16 protein-coding genes are annotated in these 15,035 nt (G+C 37.5%); 12 read left to right on the top strand and 4 right to left on the bottom strand.

Going from position 1 to position 15,035, the window contains the following annotated elements:
• Nucleotides 1–109 precede the first annotated feature (109 nt).
• The 3 genes from EP1X_RS03315 to EP1X_RS03305 all read left to right on the top strand — a co-directional run bounded on the left by EP1X_RS03315 (nt 110) and on the right by EP1X_RS03305 (nt 1,867).
• Entirely contained in the window at nt 110–694 is a 585-nt protein-coding gene (locus EP1X_RS03315; RefSeq protein WP_055281695.1) for a 50S ribosomal protein L15e, read from the top strand.
• Between the two features lie 91 nt (nt 695–785).
• Nucleotides 786–1,241, top strand: coding sequence for an RNA-binding protein (locus EP1X_RS03310; RefSeq protein WP_055281693.1), 456 nt, complete (start codon nt 786–788; stop codon nt 1,239–1,241).
• On the top strand, nt 1,238–1,867 hold the full coding sequence (locus tag EP1X_RS03305) for a Ribonuclease P protein component 3 (RefSeq protein WP_055281691.1): 630 nt from the start codon (nt 1,238–1,240) through the stop codon (nt 1,865–1,867). The genes EP1X_RS03310 and EP1X_RS03305 overlap by 4 nt, the downstream gene beginning before the upstream one ends.
• A gap of 23 nt (nt 1,868–1,890) precedes the next feature.
• Here the strand turns inward: EP1X_RS03305 and EP1X_RS03300 are convergent, their stop codons facing one another.
• A complete protein-coding gene (locus EP1X_RS03300; protein WP_055281689.1) occupies nt 1,891–3,009 on the bottom strand; it encodes a DUF835 domain-containing protein in 1,119 nt (372 codons plus the stop codon).
• Nucleotides 3,010–4,068 (bottom strand): hypothetical protein, encoded by a 1,059-nt coding sequence (locus EP1X_RS03295; RefSeq protein WP_055281687.1) that lies wholly within the window; start codon nt 4,066–4,068, stop codon nt 3,010–3,012.
• Nucleotides 4,069–4,197: 129 nt separating this feature from the next.
• On the opposite strand from EP1X_RS03295, the gene EP1X_RS03290 reads away from it, so the two are divergent.
• The gene (locus EP1X_RS03290; RefSeq protein ID WP_055281685.1) at nt 4,198–5,469 is read left to right on the top strand and encodes an AMP-binding protein; all 1,272 of its coding nucleotides are present in this window, start codon (nt 4,198–4,200) and stop codon (nt 5,467–5,469) included.
• Between the two features lie 129 nt (nt 5,470–5,598).
• The gene (locus tag EP1X_RS03285) at nt 5,599–6,849 is read left to right on the top strand and encodes an HD domain-containing protein (protein WP_055281683.1); all 1,251 of its coding nucleotides are present in this window, start codon (nt 5,599–5,601) and stop codon (nt 6,847–6,849) included.
• Here EP1X_RS03285 and EP1X_RS03280 read toward each other — a convergent pair.
• On the bottom strand, nt 6,842–7,798 hold the full coding sequence (locus EP1X_RS03280; RefSeq protein WP_055281682.1) for a transcriptional regulator: 957 nt from the start codon (nt 7,796–7,798) through the stop codon (nt 6,842–6,844). The two genes, EP1X_RS03285 and EP1X_RS03280, sit on opposite strands and share 8 nt — an antisense overlap.
• A gap of 200 nt (nt 7,799–7,998) precedes the next feature.
• Between EP1X_RS03280 and EP1X_RS03275 the strand changes: the two genes are divergently transcribed.
• Both EP1X_RS03275 and tiaS read left to right on the top strand, forming a co-directional pair.
• Nucleotides 7,999–8,640, top strand: coding sequence for a DUF257 family protein (locus tag EP1X_RS03275; protein ID WP_055281680.1), 642 nt, complete (start codon nt 7,999–8,001; stop codon nt 8,638–8,640).
• Between the two features lie 152 nt (nt 8,641–8,792).
• Nucleotides 8,793–10,079, top strand: a complete 1,287-nt coding sequence (gene tiaS / locus EP1X_RS03270) for a tRNA(Ile2) 2-agmatinylcytidine synthetase TiaS (RefSeq protein WP_055282086.1) — start codon at nt 8,793–8,795, stop codon at nt 10,077–10,079.
• 1 nt (nt 10,080) lies between these two features.
• Here tiaS and purB read toward each other — a convergent pair whose 3' ends face one another.
• Nucleotides 10,081–11,436, bottom strand: a complete 1,356-nt coding sequence (gene purB, locus EP1X_RS03265; RefSeq protein ID WP_055281678.1) for an adenylosuccinate lyase — start codon at nt 11,434–11,436, stop codon at nt 10,081–10,083.
• Nucleotides 11,437–11,621: 185 nt separating this feature from the next.
• Between purB and albA the strand changes: the two genes are divergently transcribed.
• The 5 genes from albA to EP1X_RS03240 all read left to right on the top strand — a co-directional run bounded on the left by albA (nt 11,622) and on the right by EP1X_RS03240 (nt 15,018).
• Nucleotides 11,622–11,897: a DNA-binding protein Alba gene (gene albA, locus EP1X_RS03260; protein WP_048160373.1), complete on the top strand. Its 276-nt coding sequence runs from the start codon at nt 11,622–11,624 to the stop codon at nt 11,895–11,897.
• 113 nt (nt 11,898–12,010) lie between these two features.
• Nucleotides 12,011–12,610 (top strand): transcriptional regulator, encoded by a 600-nt coding sequence (locus EP1X_RS03255; protein ID WP_055281677.1) that lies wholly within the window; start codon nt 12,011–12,013, stop codon nt 12,608–12,610.
• Between the two features lie 57 nt (nt 12,611–12,667).
• Nucleotides 12,668–13,201 (top strand): cyclic nucleotide-binding/CBS domain-containing protein, encoded by a 534-nt coding sequence (locus EP1X_RS03250; RefSeq protein ID WP_055281675.1) that lies wholly within the window; start codon nt 12,668–12,670, stop codon nt 13,199–13,201.
• Nucleotides 13,202–13,298: 97 nt separating this feature from the next.
• On the top strand, nt 13,299–13,898 hold the full coding sequence (psmB, locus tag EP1X_RS03245) for an archaeal proteasome endopeptidase complex subunit beta (RefSeq protein ID WP_055281673.1): 600 nt from the start codon (nt 13,299–13,301) through the stop codon (nt 13,896–13,898).
• A gap of 28 nt (nt 13,899–13,926) precedes the next feature.
• The gene (locus EP1X_RS03240; protein ID WP_055281671.1) at nt 13,927–15,018 is read left to right on the top strand and encodes a DUF4157 domain-containing protein; all 1,092 of its coding nucleotides are present in this window, start codon (nt 13,927–13,929) and stop codon (nt 15,016–15,018) included.
• Nucleotides 15,019–15,035: the final 17 nt, after the last annotated feature.

Below are 15,035 nucleotides of genomic sequence, written 5' to 3'. Positions count from 1 at the left end.
CGCAACTTTTAAAAAGCAACCTTGTTTATTCACCTTGACTAGGCGGTGAAGACCGCGGGATGTTCCGCTCTGCGGAGAACCACAAACAGTAAAGAACGAGGTGAAAAGGATGGGAATGTACAAATACATTAGAGAAGCTTGGAAAAGTCCAAAGAAGACATATGTGGGAGATCTCTTAAAGCAAAGAATGATTAAGTGGAGAAGAGAACCAAGCATTATTAGAATCGAAAGACCAACCAGACTTGACAGGGCCAGGAACCTAGGTTATCAAGCAAAGCAAGGTTATGTTCTTGTGAGAGTTAGAGTGAGAAAAGGTGGACGAAAGAGACCAAGGTGGAGAGGAGGAAGAAAACCCTCAAAGATGGGTCAGGTTAGATACTCACCAAAGAAATCCTTACAATGGATTGCCGAAGAGAAAGCTGCGAGAAAGTTCCCCAACCTTGAAGTCCTCAATTCTTATTGGGTTGGCGAGGATGGAATGTATAGATGGTTTGAGATTATTATGGTGGATCCACACCACCCAGTAATTAAGTCTGATCCAAAAATAGCTTGGATTGCTGGAAAAGCCCACAAAGGCAGAGTCTTTAGAGGACTAACCTCCGCCGGTAAAAAGAGCAGAGGCCTTAGAAACAAAGGTAAGGGTGCTGAGAAAATTAGACCAAGCATTAGGGCCCATAAAGGAAGGGGTAAGTGATCCCCCATTCTTCTTTAATTCATCTTTTCTTGATCCCTTGATTTGCGATATCTTTTAAACTTCTATTACAAAACTTCAAGAGGTGAAAACAATGCCAAAACTTCAAGCTCATCATATAAGAGTCTCAACATTTGCTCACGCAACTGAAGATCCCGAAAAAGTCTTAGAGGCTATGGGAATATTTTTCCCAGAAGACGTCCCTTCAGAAGACATCGAATTTGAAATACTCGAAACGGAGGGTTACTTTGGAAATCCAATCAAAGTGATAAATGCCGAAGTAAAAAGAAGCAAAAGTGTTAAGAAAATGCTTGAACATCTCAAGGAGCTTTTAAATGATGAGGATAAAGAATACCTCCTTGAAAACCTCGAAGAGAAAGTTGATGAAACAGGAACATTCTTTATTCGCTTCAACAAACAAAAAGCATATCTAGGAGAAGCCGAAGTTGACGAAGGCGAGGATGTTATACAGATCAAGATAAAGATAAAAGCATTTCCAATGAAAAAGGAAACAGTAATGAAAACCGTTCGGGAGTGGTTGAGTGAATGAAATTTATTGAAATGGACGTAAGGAGTAAAGATGCCTACGAACTTGCCAAGGAGTGGTATGATGAGGTAGTCTTTACAAAAAAACTTATTCTAAAAAGTCTCCCAAATTTCGACAAGCTCAAAAATGAAGTTAATGAACTCAAGAAAGAATATGGGAAGGTTGCACTTCTCATTATCACAGATAAGCCTTCCCTAATACGAGAGGTAAAACGGAGGGTCCCAAAAGCTTTAATTTATGTCCAAGGTGGGAACTTAAGAGTTACTCGTTTTGCTATAGAAAGTAAAGTTGATGCCATAATTTCCCCTGAACTCGGGAGGAAAGACAATGGACTTGACCATGTTCTTGCAAGACTTGCATCAAGAAATGATGTGGCCATAGGATTCTCTCTTTCTCAATTATTCAGGAAAAGTCCCTATGAGAGATCTACCTTGTTAAAGTTCATGATACAGAACTGGAAACTCGTAAATAAATACAAAGTGCCAAGGTTTCTAACGTCTTCTGCTGAATCAAAATGGGAAGTTCGATCCCCAAGAGATCTCATGAGCTTTGGAATAGCCCTAGGAATGGAAATTCCCCAAGCAAAGGCATCTCTAACCTTCTACCCAGAAAAAATTTTTAGAAAGTAGAAAGGTCGTAAAGAGCAAGTTGATTATGTCTCCTCAAGCAAACGCGTTAAAATGCCCCATTGTGGATCTTCAAAAGCGTCTTTTTCTGCAACGATTATAAGAGTTCCATTGTGGTGCATGACAAAATCTTTTACTTTATTTAGGAACTTCATTACGCTCCTGAAATCATTATACATCAGCAAGTACTCCAAGCAATCAAAAATCACAATTCCTCTGCTTCCTTTCTCTTCCATCATTCTCAGATATCTATATGAAAGTTCAGTCATTCTCTCTAAATTGGTTGGGGAGATAAAGTTATCCTTGCCTTCTTTACTGATTGTGGTTATGAAATAGCGTTCCCAAACATCAGACGCTTCTTTTAGATCTCTAACAAATGCCAATACTGGGATATCTTTCAATGTTTCTTTTAGAATTGTGTATTTTTCCTTGTTCACTATCAAAACCCCAGGTTCTATTGTAATTTGAGGAACTTCTAATGCCCTCAATTCACTGAATTCATCAGAATACGTTAGTTTTATTGTGAGAGTTGTTAAAGAGACGACCAATACTGCTGAAATAGCGTATCCAATTATTGGATATATCTTTTGGAGATGTTCAGGAAGACCGTAAATTATTGGAATTGGGAAGAGATGGATTCCAAAAAGTACTAGTCCAATAAAAAGATATCTTGCTTTCCTTCCATATATGTCCTCTATACCCCTAATAGAGTATCCAGCCAACAGGAAAAATATTCCAGCAGTTGCATGAGAACCTGCCATTACAAGGAAACCTTCTATCATGTCAATTATTCCCATTTTTGCTAAAATTTCAAGGCCAATAAAGTATAAAGCCAGTAATGGACCTATTAACGAAAATGGTAATATCTCTATAAGTGGTACTCTTCTGTCCTCTTCTTTGCAGAGTTCTACGGTACCACAAAACATCAAAACAGAAGCTATACTCAAGAAAAATCCAATCGCATATGGGTTTAACACAGTATAATTGATTACTGTTAAAAAGTCAAAAAACCAAGCCAATGAAATAAACAGTGCAGATCTACGTTTGGTCTTTCGATAAACACGCAGAATAAGAGTAAACGCTAAGAGATCTGCTATTAACACAACCATCCCCTGAATAGTGGAGACCATTGAATAGTCTACCATTCAAATCACCCTCTTGCCACGTTTGGGGTTTCCAAATCCATCCCATCCAAATGGACCTACGGGAGGAACTCTACTCATACTCTCATCTTCTATCTTTACTATAAGGAGTTCAGGTCTTGCTATTATTAATCCCATTCTTCCCCGTTCCCCATATCTAGCTATTTTGTATTGGCCCTCTTCTTGAACTAATGGAAATATTATAGTAAATGGGTAATTCGGATAATATACAACCTCATTATTTTTAAGCATTCCTATTATATCTCCAAACGCATAATACCCGTAGAGGGGGATGATAGTCGAATTTTTAAAAGTTTTTTGAATTTCTTTGAGAGAGTTAACAGTAATGCCGAGCCCACTTAAAATTACGGTCTCTATGTTTTCCGGCTCTGGAACAAGAGCAAGCATCTGTGGGCCGGTTCTAATTGTATTGATTCTATCCCTTTCAAAAATCCTTTTGGTATATCTTGCCAATGGAGCTAATCTTCCTTTTAATACCTCTTCTAATTTTTTTTCCTCAAGTTCTCGTTTTATTCCATCAGTCTCCACCCCAATAAAATAGAGCAAACCACCATAAGACCATACCAGTTCACTTATCTCTTCCTGATACCACCCATATGGACCATGGGCTATTGCTCTCATCCTGTGGTTTTCATTATATTTTTTATCCAATCCATAAACCTCATCAAATGAAACTCTTAGATATTTCACAAGAAGCTTTAGATACTCATATGCCCAGTGTCCAATTGCTCTTTCTCTGGTTGTACCTGATGATTGGTAGAACCGAATCCTACCACTATAGTTTTCTGGGAGGAAGTCCAGCCAGTTATTCCGTAAATAATCTTCGTCAACAGCCAACCTAGCGTTAAATATCCTCTCAAAAACCTCATTCAAGCTTCCTTCAAAAATCTGATTTAACTCTATTTTCCCCTTCATTTTTTTCCAATAGGGAGTGTTGTCAAAGTGATGTTCAAAAACTCTTCGAAGATACTCTACTGTCTCTCTTTCGCTGATATTTAAGGGATTCTCATATTCCTCGATTATATCCCTATATCTTAACATTTATAATCCTCCTAGCAACTTTCGAAAACATGATGTATAAAATTACACACAGAGGTTATTAATTTTTCTTTATGGTCCAAAAACTAAATGGTTAAATAGTAGAACTGCGTTATTGAAGAGGGTGATACCATGGCAGGGATAGTACTTGGAGATATTAATACCAACGATTTGAGATATACAGCCGAGAAAGCATGTGAAACTACAGAATTCTGGAAAGAAAAATTCATGGGAACAAATATTGATGAATTGACTCCCAACAGCTTGCTTTCAGCTACTGACAAAGTCTTCATAACACCCCACGATTTGTACAATACAGATAAACTGTGGCCCACATATATAAAAAATGTGGAAATCTTCCACGGGGTGATGAGAACAAGTGGGACTACTGGGGATCCAAAAAGAGTACCTTTTACACATGATGACAAAAAGAGATATCGCCGTCAAGCTCGTTCTTGGGCCCTAGAATACCTAGAAGGGTCTATCATGGCATCGTTTACTGCTCCATTACCATCTTCATCCGGAGTTTTTGCGATTGAAGGATTTTCAGATGCAAACATTAGGTATCATCAAATTCCCATCCAATATCTGCGAATGAGAGACGCACTAATAAAGGAACTAAGAGGGATAAAAGCCACAGGAATATTTGGGTTAACTGCTGCAGTATACAATCTTAGCCTAACTCTTCCAGAAGATATAAGAAATGACATTCAGCTCATAATTATGGGTGGAGAAACACTAACAAAAGAGTTAGCAAAAGTAGTTCTTGATAACTTTCCAAATGCAGTAATTTTTGATGTATTTGCAAGCACAGAGGATGGGCTAACCGGGTATAGATTAATCACAAAGAAAAAAGTAACTCCATTTACCTTTTCAGACTCTCTAATAGTCCTTAAACAGACCAAAGACGAAGAGTACAAAGAATATCATGAAATTTATATAACAAAGGTTATGAAAGAGGGAGAACTTACAGGATTGCCACTGTTTAACTACAAGATTGGGGACTTGGCAAAAGTGGTTGATGGAAAAATTGTAAATGTTATAAGAGAAAAGGACACGATAAGTCTCGCCGGAGCAAAACTCCACATAGACCAGGTTATGGACATAGTTCATAGATATCCCTCCCTAATAGACTTCGTGATAATCTATCACCCACTCTCCCCAGAAAATCCAAAGCCAAAAGCTACAATAAGGGTAGGATACATGGGAGAAAAACCAGCCGGTGTAGAAGATGAGATAAGAGAGTTGATATATGAGGCAAATAATCCAGTTAGATATGAAGTAGAAGAAGCTAAATCATCAGAGCTCAAAATAGAGGCTGTTCCAGCGAAAGAGGTTAGAAAGAACTTACCCCAAAAACCAGGAAAGACTAAAAGAATTTTCATCGTTGGAAAAGATATCTGACTTTTCTATTTTATTCCTTCTAATACCTATCTAATGTTATATGTTTCCTATTAAAAGGACAGGTTTTTCAAACAAAAAATGCAAAATTATTTAACTTCTTTTTCTTAATCTCTAATACAGGTGAAGAAAATGAAACCAAAGATAATCCATGATCCCATACATGGGAGTATGAAAATAAGTGGACTCATTTTGGATCTTATAAAGACACCAGAATTCCAAAGGTTAAGAAACATAAAACAATTAGGATTAGCATATCTCGTTTACCCTGGTGCAAATCATTCACGATTTGAACACTCACTTGGAACTTACAGTATCGCAAAAAGACTTGCCCAAGAGCTTGGATTAACTGAGGAAGAGAGTACAATTTTAGAAGCCGGAGCACTTTTACACGATATCGGCCATGGGCCTTTCTCACATACTTTCGAGCAAATATACGAGCATTATGTAAGAGAATACGATCATATGCATCTAGGACAAAATATAATCCTCGGAAAAATAGATATCATAGATGGGGAGACTGAAGAAAGACAATTTATCCCAGAGGTTTTAGAGTTCTATGGGTACGAACCAAAAGAAGTTGCAGATATTATTTTGGGTAAATACGAAAAAAGATACCTCGGACAGGCCCTTCACGGGGATGTAGATGTGGATCAGATAGATTACCTCATCAGAGACGCTCATTATACTGGCGTGGCACATGGAATAATTGATCTCGAAAGACTTCTTAAAATACTTAGAATACATGACAATGAACTAGTAGTGGACGAGAAAGGAGTAGAAGCTGTAGAGGGTATGATGGTAGCCAGAGCATTAATGTACTCCAGAGTTTACTTCCATCATACTGTGAAAATAGCTGAAAGCATGCTTACACGAGCCCTTGAGTTTGCCCTTGAGGATGGATATTTGTGGGAATTCTGGAAAATGACAGACTGTAGAGTTCTTGTCGAACTTGAAGACCTAGAAGGTTATCCAGCAGAAATTGTAAAGCGTATTAAATACCGTGACTTATTCAAAGCTGCATTGTTACTAAATGCTGATGAATTAACAACAGAAGAAAAGAGAGAATTATTGAATATATATAAAGACATTAAAAAACGTCAAGAGCTTGAAAGGGCATTGGCAAATGCAGTAGGGGCAAAAGAAGGAGAAATCCTCATAGAATTCTCTACAGCAGACCTAATGCTAACTGAACCACGATTAAAATCCACAGAAATTGGAGTATTAATGCACAATGGAGAAATAAGACCTCTTACCAAAGTTACTCCACTTGCAAATGCTCTAAAACGGAGACAAACACCCAGATGGGCAGTGTTAATTGCATCACCCGCCAGATACGTTGATAAAATAAGGGAAGTCTGGAGGAAAGTTATCTTCAGCTGAATATCTTCCTCTTTATCTCTTTTTTAAGCTCTTCAATCATTTCCATTAACTCATCTGCGTCCTTAATTTCATCAAGTTTTTCTTTGGGAATCAATGGAACCTCCCCTACAACCTCAGTTTTTGTCTTTTCAAGAATAAAAAGACCATCACTATGAATGATCTTGCTCACTTCATTTACCATTTGGGCCCTTCTCACTGTTGAAGTGGTTTTTCTCTCACTTATACCAGTGAGTATTTTTAGGCCCTCCTCCTTAGAGATTGCATCAAAGGGTGCCTTTTTAATCTTAACAACACCCATGCCAAACGTCTCTAAACGTCTAAATATTTCTCTCTCTAATTCCGTCTCGGGTTCTACTCTCATTTTAGCCTCAACTCTCGAGTTAAGAATATCAATTGGCTTTGCAACAGGAGCATCAAAGATCTCCTCTAATCTAAGGGCGATTTCAAGACTCATGGCCTGCTCTCCTTTTTCATAGTTTTGAAGACTTTTTCTCGAGACTCCAAGCAATTCAGCAAGTTCTCCAACACTATAACCATGAGTCTCTCGCAGTTCCTTCAGGTAGTTCCCATCAACTCTGACATAGAAACCTCCCCTTTCAGCAAAAATTGCGGGAAGCTCATTCTGTACAAGTACATCATAGAGCGTTTGAGGATTCAAAGCATAGAGTCCATGTCTCTCATATACTACTCCCTCTTCAAGCTCCTCATTCTTTGATTTAAGACCTATAATAAGTGGAGAAGCCTCAAAAAGCTTTGCTAATCGTTTTAGATCCTCAGCTTGGGCTTCACTGAGAGAATCAATATTCTGAAGAACCTTCACAAATAAGAGTAAAAATAGTCTACTAGCAGCTAAATCAAAGCATGAACCTCTAAATTCCATTCTAGCAACTTTAAATCCAGTGCCTTTGAAGATACCTTCAACAACCCGCAATAATCTTTCTTTTTCCATCATCTCATTTATAATTAATATAAAGGAGTTTAAAAGTTTTTATCGTCCCAAATATGCTGGCAACTCTAACTTCCCTCTCCCTCCTAAGGAATGTAGCGTGAAAAAGCACCACCTCTTGAGAATTGTGACACTTCCTACACTTCCATTCATAAAAAATTTAAATATTAAATATTGCATATGTATCATGTGAGGTGTACACTATGATTGAAATGTTAGAGAGGATTCTAGATAATCTTAAATGGGGGGAAACCGTTTTAGTAGAACACTCTACATATACTCCAACTTCAAAACTCTTTCATTTAATATTAAACTGGGCCAAAGAGCGAGGATATCTAATCCTTATTGATGATATCCTCGATACTCTTAATGTTTACAAACAACACATGAAGATTGCAGGACTAGAAACCAAGGTGCTAGACGAGAGTAAAGTCATTAAAATTAGAGGAATTCAGAAAACGGGTAATATTGTAGGATATATAAGCCGGAGTGATATACCTGTGCTCAATAAAAGGTATCAAGAGATTTTTGAAAATTATTTCAATAGAGAAAGAGTCATCAATTGTGTTTTAGGTTATGAAAAACTATTAATAACATCTGGTTCCAAAGAAGAAGTACTACAAAACCTTATAAACCAAGTTATGCCATTTATTGGATTTGAAAAGAGGATAGCCTTCTACTACATCCCAACAAACGTCTTAGAGAGAGCTTTTCCTGAAGCACTCCCTCTAATTGAAAGCGTTTCCACAACGATTATTAAACTGGATAAAGCTGGGAAAAATATCTTATTCTCAATTGTCAAATCGATAGACAATGAGCTTGATGGTATAGAGCTCAGGATTTAGTCTATTTTCCTTTTTATATCTCCTTAAAATGTAATAATGAAATTTTGAGTACTTTGGCATTAACACACTCCTTGATGGATAAACTTTTAACCACTCCCTATGCTTTAAAACCTGAAAGTCTCACCTTAAAAGGTGAGAAGGAGGTCAAAATTGTGAAACTCCACATAGGTATCGATGATACAGACTCTCCAGAGGGCATGTGCACCACATATTTAGGAGCTTTATTATATAGAGAGATCTCCAAGATAGCGGAGCCTTTAGACCTACCAAAATTGATCAGGTTAAACCCCAATGTGCCTTATAAAACCCGTGGGAACGGGGCTGTTGCAATGAGTTTTGATGCCAAGGAAGAAGATATACCCAAAATAAAAAATCTCGTGTTAGGAATAGTAAAAGAACTTTCAGACTTTTCTCATCAGAACACTAACCCAGGCGTTGTTTTTATTGAAGGTGACGTTCCTGAAAAGCTAGAAAGATTTGCATATCAGGCTATTTGGGAGCATCTAGATATAACGGACGCTGAAAATATTGCAGAAGAGCTAAATGCTGAAATTCATAAATTCAGATTAGGACGAGGGATAATAGGAGCATTGGCAGCTATTGGCCATCCACTCAAAGTCTTTACTTATGAACTCCTTGCTTATCGGACAAGAGAGTTTTGGGGAACTGTCAGAAAAGTGAATAAAGAAAGTGTTTTTGCAGTAGATCATCTTACGTATCCATTTACCTATGACAACGTTGACTTATCCAAGGGCAGTGTCTTAATAACCCCTCATGGTAAAGACCCCGTGTTGGTTGGAATTAGAGGAATAGATAAAAACAAAGTTATGTGGGCATTTGAAAATATTATTTTTGAAGAACCCATTGATTTCTTCCAGATTTACAAAACTAACCAAAACACAGATGATCATCTAAGATTCAAAAAAATTGGGGAGTTAAAACCCTTAGAGAGTGCTATAGTGAGAGGAAAAGTGATAAAAAAATACTGGGAAAAAGGACGCCATGTCTTTTTTGAGATATGCGATGAGAGTGGAACCCTAAGAGTAGCAGCGTTTGAACCCACAAAAGGGTTTAGAAAATATGTAAGAATGCTCATTGAGGGAGATGAAATAATCGCTGCTGGTGGAGTAAAAGAATTCAATGGTGTGTTAACCCTCAACCTCGAAAAGTTTTACCCTATAAAGCTAGCTGAAAAAATAACATATGAAAAACCAAAATGTCCAAAATGTAAAGGCACTATGAAGAGTAAAGGGGAGTATCTAAAGTGCAAAAAGTGTGGATACAAAATGAAAAAAGTCTTAATCCCCAAAAGAATTCCACGAGACCTTAAAAGAAAGATCTATGAAGTACCTCCAGATGCTCGAAAGCATCTCTCTCGGCCATTGGTCCTCCCAACGGCAGAGGACAAGATCTTAGACGTGTTAAAATTAAAAAAGTAGTTTAAGACTCCTCAGTTTTCTCTTTTTCTTCTACGTAAGCTATGACATTGTCAACTATCTGAGGGGCCATGCCAATATAGTTTTCAGGCTTTAATGATGCTAAGTCATCGTCTGTTAAATACTCTCTTGCTTCTTTGCTTTCAGACAACACTTCCAACAGATCCCTATTTTCCTCAAACGCCTTCATTGCAAGCCTCCTTACAAGTTCATGAGCCTCCTGCCTTCCCATACCTTTCTCAGTAAGCTTTAACATTAATGGTTCAGCCATTATTAAGTTCTTTGTAAGGTAAAGGTTCTTCTTTATGTTCTCTGGGAAAAATTCCAGACCCAAAAGCACTTTCTTCATGTTTTTAAGCATCTCGTCTAAGAGCACAAATGTCTCTGGAAGTATTACCCGTTCGACGGAAGAATTTGTAAGGTCCCGCTCATGCCATAGAGGGTTATTCAAAAGTGCTGGAATAATATTTGAATAGATAACTCTCGCGAGCCCACTAATTTTCTCACTTCTTATTGGATTCCTCTTATGAGGCATTGTGGAAGAACCTACTTGTTTCTTTCCAAATGGCTCACTAATCTCTAAAATTTCAGTTCTCTGAAGATTCCTTATCTCAAGAGCAATTTTATCAAGAGTAGATGCTATAATGGCCAAAATACTCATAAGTTCTGCATACACATCTCTCTGAATTATTTGATTGCTTATTAGAGCAGATTTGAGACCAAGATCTTTCATCACTAATTCCTGGATTTTTAAGCCCATTTCACCAAAAGAAGCCATTGTCCCGACAGCACCACTCATTTGTCCAACCAGAATTCTCTTTTTTGCTTCTTCAATTCTCTCTATGTGTCTTTGTATTTCATCAAGCCATATTGCAAATTTCATTCCATATGTCGTTGGAACTGCATGCTGGCCGTGAGTTCTTCCTATGCACACGGTATACTTATGTTCTTTCGCAAGACTCTTCAAAATTGTTCTCAACTCTTTTAAATCCTTTAGGACAATCTCCAAAGACTCTTTAATTAGGAGAGCATTTGCAGTATCTATTATGTCATTAGAAGTGGCCCCAAGATGTATGTATTTCCCATGTTCTCCACAAACTTCGCTCAGAGCCTTAACTACGGCCATTATATCGTGATGTATCTCCTCCTCAATCTCCTGAACCCTTTCAACCCTCACCCACTTGGTATTAGCCCTTTCGCTGATTATTTTTGCACTTTCTTCAGGAATGTTACCTAGTTGTGCATGAGCCCTAGCTAAAGCAGCCTCAACATCAAGAAGTTTTTGTAGTTTATTTTCTTCCTCCCAGATACGTTTCATTTCTTCACTACCATACCTATAATCGATTGGATGAATAGCCATATTATCACCAATTTCTTGTTATAATCTAGCTTAAAAAAATTTTCTAATCAACACAAAGATGTTAAAATCAAAACCCAACTTTTTGGGTTTTTAGAGAGTATTTGGAAACTTTGCTATTTAACCGAAAAGTATTTAACTATATATCCAAAGTTTGCTATTGACAAAACTTTCGGAGGGTGTCAAAAATGGCAGAGGAACATGTTGTCTTCATAGGAAAGAAGCCTGTTATGAACTATGTGTTAGCTGTAATAACCCAGTTCAACGAGGGCGCTAAGGAAGTTAGCGTTAGAGCAAGAGGTAGGGCTATCAGCAGAGCTGTTGACGTTGCAGAGATCGTCAGAAACAGGTTCCTTCCAGAGGTTAGAGTTAAAGAGATAAAGATAGGCACAGAAGAACTTCCAACAGCTGATGGAAGAACTGCAAACACATCAACAATTGAGATCATCCTCGAAAAGCCATGAATTTAGCTTTTCTTTCCTTTTCATAACTTTACTAAATTTTTAACTTCAATCACTTTTGAAGTGAAAACAAAGATTTTAATACCTACATTACCAAGTTTTCTGTGGTGTAGTGAGTGGAATTTGAGACAATTGACATCAGAGATGAAAAGGCACGAGAACTCGCCCAAATTCTAGCTAATGATACTGCTCTTTCAATTCTCACTTTACTCCAAGAAAAAACACTTTCAATGTCCGAAATAGCAAAAGAGCTCAATATTCCGATTTCTACAGTTTCTTATCACTTAGATAAAATGGTGAGAGTTAGTCTTGTTGAAGTGGCTGGGAAAAAGTATGGAAAAAGATTACAAGAGGTAAAACTTTATAGGGCCTCATCAAAGCCTATTTTGCTTCTCCCAAGGAGAATACCAACCAAAAAGCGATTTTTAAGAGTTTTTGAGAAGATGCAGATTATAAGTTTAAGCATAGCTGGATTATTGGCTTCTAGTGTCTACATAGTATCCAATAAGCTTCTTGTAGAAAAACCCCAACCAAGCCTTGAAAACATGACATACGCAGTTGAAAAAGCTCCTACCCCCACAGGTCTTGAAACTATCAACAAAACTGTCATGCCCACATTGGCCAAAGCTTCACCAATGCCTTATATTTTAGCAGTTTTGGTTTTCGTAGTAAGCTTTTTCCTAGTTTTTCGATACTTATTGAGCAAAAGAATCTAAGCCCAAAACATTTTTAAGTCTCCTAGCGTAGTTCAACATGAATCAGGAGGGATCACAATGATGCCAAAAATTACTGTGGAGCAGATAGTTAAAAGGAAAGCAATTGTTGTTAAACCAGTTGAAACCGTCGAACGAGTAGCAAAAATTCTCGCAAAAAACAAAGTCAGTAGTGCAGTTGTTATGGAAAAAGACGAAATCATAGGCATCGTTACTGATAGAGACATACTTAATAAGGTAGTTGCCAAGGGAAAAGACCCCAAAGAAGTCAAAGTAAGCGACATTATGACAAAAACTCCCATAACAATAGAGTATGATTATGACATCCAGGATGCAATTGAACTAATGATGGAGAAAAGTGTTAGAAGACTTCTTGTAACAAAATTAGGAATGCCAATGGGATTTGTAACAGCAGCAGATCTACTTGCAGCTTTAAATGCATACAATCAAGAGGAAGAAGAGTCTGAAGAAGAAGCTGGAGAAGTCTATGGAATATGTGAAGTATGTGGCCAATATGCTCAGCTACACAGAGTCGTTCGCGAGGGTTATGAACGCTGGGTCTGCGAGAGCTGCAAGGACATGCTTGAAGGTTGAAAACTCCTTCGCTTATTTTTAAATCTACTTTAACTTAGTGTATACTCCCAAAGGTTTAAAACTCTTCTAAGAAATACACATCTAGAGGTGAGAGGATATGGAAAAGAAAACTGGGACAACAACGGTTGGAATTAAACTAAAGGATGGAGTAGTGTTAGCTGCAGATACTCAGGCTTCTCTCGATCACATGGTAGAAACTCTTAATATAAAGAAAATTCTCCCTATAACCGACAAAATTGCCATAACAACCGCAGGGAGTGTAGGAGACTTACAAGCCTTAGCCAGAATGCTTGAAGCTGAAGCAAGATACTACCAATTCACATGGGGAAAACCAATGACAGCCAAGGCCATGGCGAATCTTCTCAGCAACATACTTAACGAAAGCAAATGGTTCCCATATCTGGTTCAGATCATAATTGGCGGTTATGTGGAAGAACCAACCTTAGCTAACTTAGACCCCTTAGGAGGTTTAATCTTCGATAATTATACCGCCACAGGATCTGGAAGCCCATTTGCCATAGCAATCCTCGAAGATGGATACAAGGAGAATATAAGTCTCAAAAAGGCTCGTGAACTTGCAATAAAGGCTGTTAGAACAGCAGGTAAGAGAGATGTGTACACTGGTGAAAGGAAAATACAAGTGGTTACAATAACAAAAGAAGGTATGAAAGAGGAATTTGTAGAATTTAAAGAGTGATCTCTCCATTCTTTCTTTGGTGAATTAAATGAAAAACAAGCAAGTTGTTGGGATTTTTATAATACTCTTTTTCCTTGCCGCTTTCTTATATCATAACTATTCTTATCCAAGTGAGGAAGCACAAAAAGTTCTTAAAATTGCCCTTAATATCTCTAGAGAAGTTGAGGAAATCAGAGAACTTCCTTTTAAAGGAGATCCAGAAATAAAAGTTCTCACTCGAGAAGAGGCACTTAAAAAATGGGGCCCAAGCAAAAGAGACTATGAAAATATCAAAAAATGGGAACTCATTTATAAAATGACTCTATTAGTCCCTCTAGAATACAATTTAACAAAAACTCGAACTAAAGAAACGGCCTCTTGGATAGCCGTAACTTCGGGCGACAAGGTTTATATTATTTCAGAGAATTTCTTCAGAACAGGAGCCACTTCCCAAAGGGTTTTGGCACATGAATTTACCCATATTCTTCAGAAGCAATACTTTAATCCACAGTATCCCGAAACACTAGATGGGAGTTTAGCTGTCAAGGCTTTAGTAGAAGGAGATGCAGATTTAACCGCAGACATATATTGCAAAATACATGGTATTAAAATAGAAAAAATAACATCCTTTTATTTAGCAGATCCTCCACTAAATTTTGGCTACTTCCCCTATGTTTTTGGAGATCATTTTGTTGAGTATCTTTATTCCGTAGGTGGATGGAACCTTGTTAACAATGCTTACTCAAATCCCCCTCAAACAACTCAGCAAATAATGCATCCTGAGCTCTATTTAAATAAAACTCTCCCTAGAAAACTAGATATTGACATCGATGAAAGTTACAAAATACTCCATGTAGATAGGCTAGGGGAATTTTACTTTTATCTCATTATGATAACAAATGGGGTAAATCCAGACAGCGCTTTGACAATTACACGGGCTTGGAACGGAGATCTTATTATCCTAGCAGAAAATTCCACCCATTACGTACTTATCTGGAAAAGCTCTTGGAGAAATGAAGAGAGCGCAAATGAGATGTACAAATTATTCCTAGAGAAAGCCAGAAAAACTGAAGTTCTAAAGGTTCAAATTACGCTGGATGGAGATATACTTACACTGAGAAGTATACTCCCAAAACAGTGAATAAGTTTTATGTCTAA

It is taken from the genome of Thermococcus sp. EP1 (assembly GCF_001317345.1).
In the GTDB taxonomy this organism is placed as follows: Archaea; Methanobacteriota_B; Thermococci; order Thermococcales; family Thermococcaceae; genus Thermococcus_A.
The sequence above is the reverse complement of the archived record's forward strand: the minus strand, read 5'-3'. Positions and strand labels throughout refer to the sequence as shown.

What these genes read in the sequence shown, in the direction of transcription:
- EP1X_RS03315 (WP_055281695.1), top strand. Translation starts at nt 110, where the DNA reads ATGGGAATGTACAAATACATTAGAGAAGCTTGGAAAAGTCCAAAGAAG.
- EP1X_RS03310 (WP_055281693.1), top strand. Translation starts at nt 786, where the DNA reads ATGCCAAAACTTCAAGCTCATCATATAAGAGTCTCAACATTTGCTCAC.
- EP1X_RS03305 (WP_055281691.1), top strand. Translation starts at nt 1,238, where the DNA reads ATGAAATTTATTGAAATGGACGTAAGGAGTAAAGATGCCTACGAACTT.
- EP1X_RS03300 (WP_055281689.1), bottom strand. Translation starts at nt 3,009, where the DNA reads ATGGTAGACTATTCAATGGTCTCCACTATTCAGGGGATGGTTGTGTTA.
- EP1X_RS03295 (WP_055281687.1), bottom strand. Translation starts at nt 4,068, where the DNA reads ATGTTAAGATATAGGGATATAATCGAGGAATATGAGAATCCCTTAAAT.
- EP1X_RS03290 (WP_055281685.1), top strand. Translation starts at nt 4,198, where the DNA reads ATGGCAGGGATAGTACTTGGAGATATTAATACCAACGATTTGAGATAT.
- EP1X_RS03285 (WP_055281683.1), top strand. Translation starts at nt 5,599, where the DNA reads ATGAAACCAAAGATAATCCATGATCCCATACATGGGAGTATGAAAATA.
- EP1X_RS03280 (WP_055281682.1), bottom strand. Translation starts at nt 7,798, where the DNA reads ATGGAAAAAGAAAGATTATTGCGGGTTGTTGAAGGTATCTTCAAAGGC.
- EP1X_RS03275 (WP_055281680.1), top strand. Translation starts at nt 7,999, where the DNA reads ATGATTGAAATGTTAGAGAGGATTCTAGATAATCTTAAATGGGGGGAA.
- purB (WP_055281678.1), bottom strand. Translation starts at nt 11,436, where the DNA reads ATGGCTATTCATCCAATCGATTATAGGTATGGTAGTGAAGAAATGAAA.
- albA (WP_048160373.1), top strand. Translation starts at nt 11,622, where the DNA reads ATGGCAGAGGAACATGTTGTCTTCATAGGAAAGAAGCCTGTTATGAAC.
- EP1X_RS03250 (WP_055281675.1), top strand. Translation starts at nt 12,668, where the DNA reads ATGATGCCAAAAATTACTGTGGAGCAGATAGTTAAAAGGAAAGCAATT.
- psmB (WP_055281673.1), top strand. Translation starts at nt 13,299, where the DNA reads ATGGAAAAGAAAACTGGGACAACAACGGTTGGAATTAAACTAAAGGAT.
- EP1X_RS03240 (WP_055281671.1), top strand. Translation starts at nt 13,927, where the DNA reads ATGAAAAACAAGCAAGTTGTTGGGATTTTTATAATACTCTTTTTCCTT.